At 74.8% G+C, this 2,667-nt stretch carries 1 protein-coding gene and 1 pseudogene; both read left to right on the top strand.

What is annotated here, in order from left to right; all coding sequences use genetic code 11:
- Positions 1-1,172: pseudogene (locus AOK15_RS28465) on the top strand (methyltransferase); the annotation flags it as partial.
- Positions 1,173-1,505: 333 nt separating this feature from the next.
- On the top strand, positions 1,506-2,667 hold a 1,162-nt coding region (locus tag AOK15_RS28470; RefSeq protein ID WP_157870396.1), incomplete at its 3' end, for a serine/threonine-protein kinase.

Raw genomic sequence — 2,667 nt, forward strand, 5'->3', positions numbered from 1 at the left:
GCCGGCGAGGACTGGTTCATCGTGTCCGACCTGGGGTGCGCGGTCGGCGGGGCCGGGGGCGTCGGCAGCAAGGACGAGGGCGTGGTCCTGGGCGTCGGCGGCGCCTCCACGACCCTCGCCGGCATCACCGTGCGGACGCCGGTCGGCTCCGCGCTCGACCTCGGGACCGGCTCCGGCATCCAGGCGCTGCACGCCGCCCAGCACGCCACCCGCGTGACGGCGACCGACCTCAACCCGCGCGCGCTCCACATCACGGCGCTCACGCTGGCGCTGTCCGGAGCACCGGCGGCCGATCTGCGGCAGGGCTCGCTCTTCGAGCCGCTCGCGGACGACGAGACGTACGACCTCATCGTGTCCAACCCGCCGTTCGTGATCTCGCCCGGCGCGCGACTCACCTACCGCGACGGCGGCATGGGCGGCGACGACCTCTGCCGCACCCTCGTGCAGCGGGCCGGGGAGCGGCTCAACGAGGGCGGGTTCGCGCAGTTCCCGCCAACTGGCAGCACGTGGCGGGGGAGGACTGGCAGGAGCGGCTCAGGTCGTGGGTGCCGCGCGGCTGCGACGCGTGGATCGTGCAGCGGGAGGTCCAGGACGTCACGCAGTACGCGGAGCTGTGGCTGCGGGACGCGGGCGACCACCGCGGTGACGCGACCGAGTACCAGGCCCGGTACGACGCGTGGCTGGACGAGTTCGAGGCGCGCAAGGTCAAGGGCGTCGGGTTCGGCTGGATCACGCTGCGCAAGTCGGCCGCGGCCGACGACGAGCCCTCGATCACCGTCGAGGAATGGCCGCATCCGGTCGAACAGCCGCTCGGCGAGACGGTGCGGGCCCACTTCGCGCGCGTCGACTACCTGCGGGCCGCCGACGACGCCGCGCTCCTCGGCGCGCACTTCCGGCTCGCCTCCGAGGTCGTCCAGGAACAGGTCGGACTGCCCGGCGCCGAGGACCCCGAGCACGTGGTGCTGCGGCAGAACCGCGGGATGCGCCGGGCCACGAAGGTGGACACGGTCGGCGCCGGATTCGCGGGTGTGTGCGACGGCTCGCTCAGCGCGGGGCGGATTCTGGACGCCATCGCGCAGCTCGTGGGCGAGGACCCGGTGGCGCTGCGCGACCGGACGCCGGTCCAGATCCGGCTCCTCGTCGAGCAGGGCTTCCTCGAACCGGCCTCCTGAGGCGGCGGCTTCGCCGAACCAGCCCCCCGAGGCGGCGGCTTCGCCGAACCGGCCTCCTGAGGTGGCGGCTTCGCCGAACCGGTCCCCGAGGTGGCGGCTCCGTCGGGCTGACCTCCTGAGGCCGCCCGGTGGCCCGCCGAGGACATGTTCGGGCGGCCTGTTCGAGTAACGGACGGGGCGCCTTCATGCCTCTGGGTCGCATGTGTCCGGTCTGGCTGGATTGATCCGTAAAAGGTCTCCTGTCGGTGGTGCGTGCGAAGCTATTTTCAAGAGACGGATTCGACGTGGCCTCGGGGGAGGCACGCGCTGTCTCTGGGGGATCGGGGGATCGCGATGGCGGGGGATACGCCGGAGCAGGGCCAGGGAAGGATCATCAACGGCCGCTACCGCCTGCTGCGCACGCTGGGCGCGGGCGGCATGGGCCGGGTCTGGCTCGCGTACGACGAGGAGTTGGCCTGCGAGGTCTCCATGAAGGAGATCTCCCTGCCCGACGTCCCGATGGACGCGAGCGAGCCCGCCCAGCGCATCGCCCGGGCCCGCAGCGAGGCCCGGCACGCCGCGCGTCTGCGCGGCCACCCCCATGTGGCGACGGTCCATGACGTGGTGCTGCACGAGGGCCTGCCGTGGATCGTCATGGAGTACGTGCCGGACGCCGTCGACCTCCAGGCCGTCGTCCGGCAGCGGGGGCCCCTCGCGCCCGAGCAGGTCGCCCGGATCGGGCTCGCCGTCCTCGACGCGCTCACCGCGGGGCACCGGATCGGCATCCTCCACCGCGATGTGAAACCGGCCAACATCCTGCTGGCCGCCGACGCCTCCGGCGACCCCTACGCCCGCGTGCTGCTCACCGACTACGGCATCGCGCTCCAGCCGGAGTCCCGCGAACCGCGGCTCACCGCGACCGCCGGCATCCTCGGCACGCCCGGCTATCTGGCGCCCGAGCGGGCGCGCGGCGAGCCGCCGACACCCGCCGCCGACATGTTCTCCCTCGGCGCCACGCTGTACGCGGCCGTCGAGGGCCGCGGCCCCTTCGACCGGCACGGCGAGTACGCGACCCTCACCGCCCTGCTGGGCGAGGAGCCCGCACCGCCCGCCCGCGCCGGTGAACTGGCGCCCGTGCTCCACGGGTTGCTCATCAAGGACCCGGTACGGCGGCTGTCGCCGGAGGCCGTGGCCCGCGGGCTGGAGCGGGTCACGCCCGCGGGCGGCCCGTCATCGCCGGCCGGCTGGGGAGCCACCCCCTCGTCGGCCCCGGAGGCCTTCGGCCCCGCCGCGGCCGGTGGACCGGGCGGACCCGGCGGACACGCGACCGCCGGTACCCCGCACGGCTACGCGGTCGGCGCCCCGCCCGGCCAGGTGGCCGCCGCCCAGGGCGGCAACACCCCGAACACACCCGGCGCGCCCCACACGCCGTACGCCCCCCACACGCCGGGCGCCGCACCGTACGCGCCCCACACCCCCGGTGCCGCCCCGCACACGCCCGGCGTGTGGGGGGCGT

Origin of the sequence: Streptomyces ossamyceticus, assembly GCF_001418475.1 — a bacterium.
GTDB classification, from domain to species: domain Bacteria; phylum Actinomycetota; class Actinomycetes; order Streptomycetales; family Streptomycetaceae; genus Streptomyces; species Streptomyces ossamyceticus.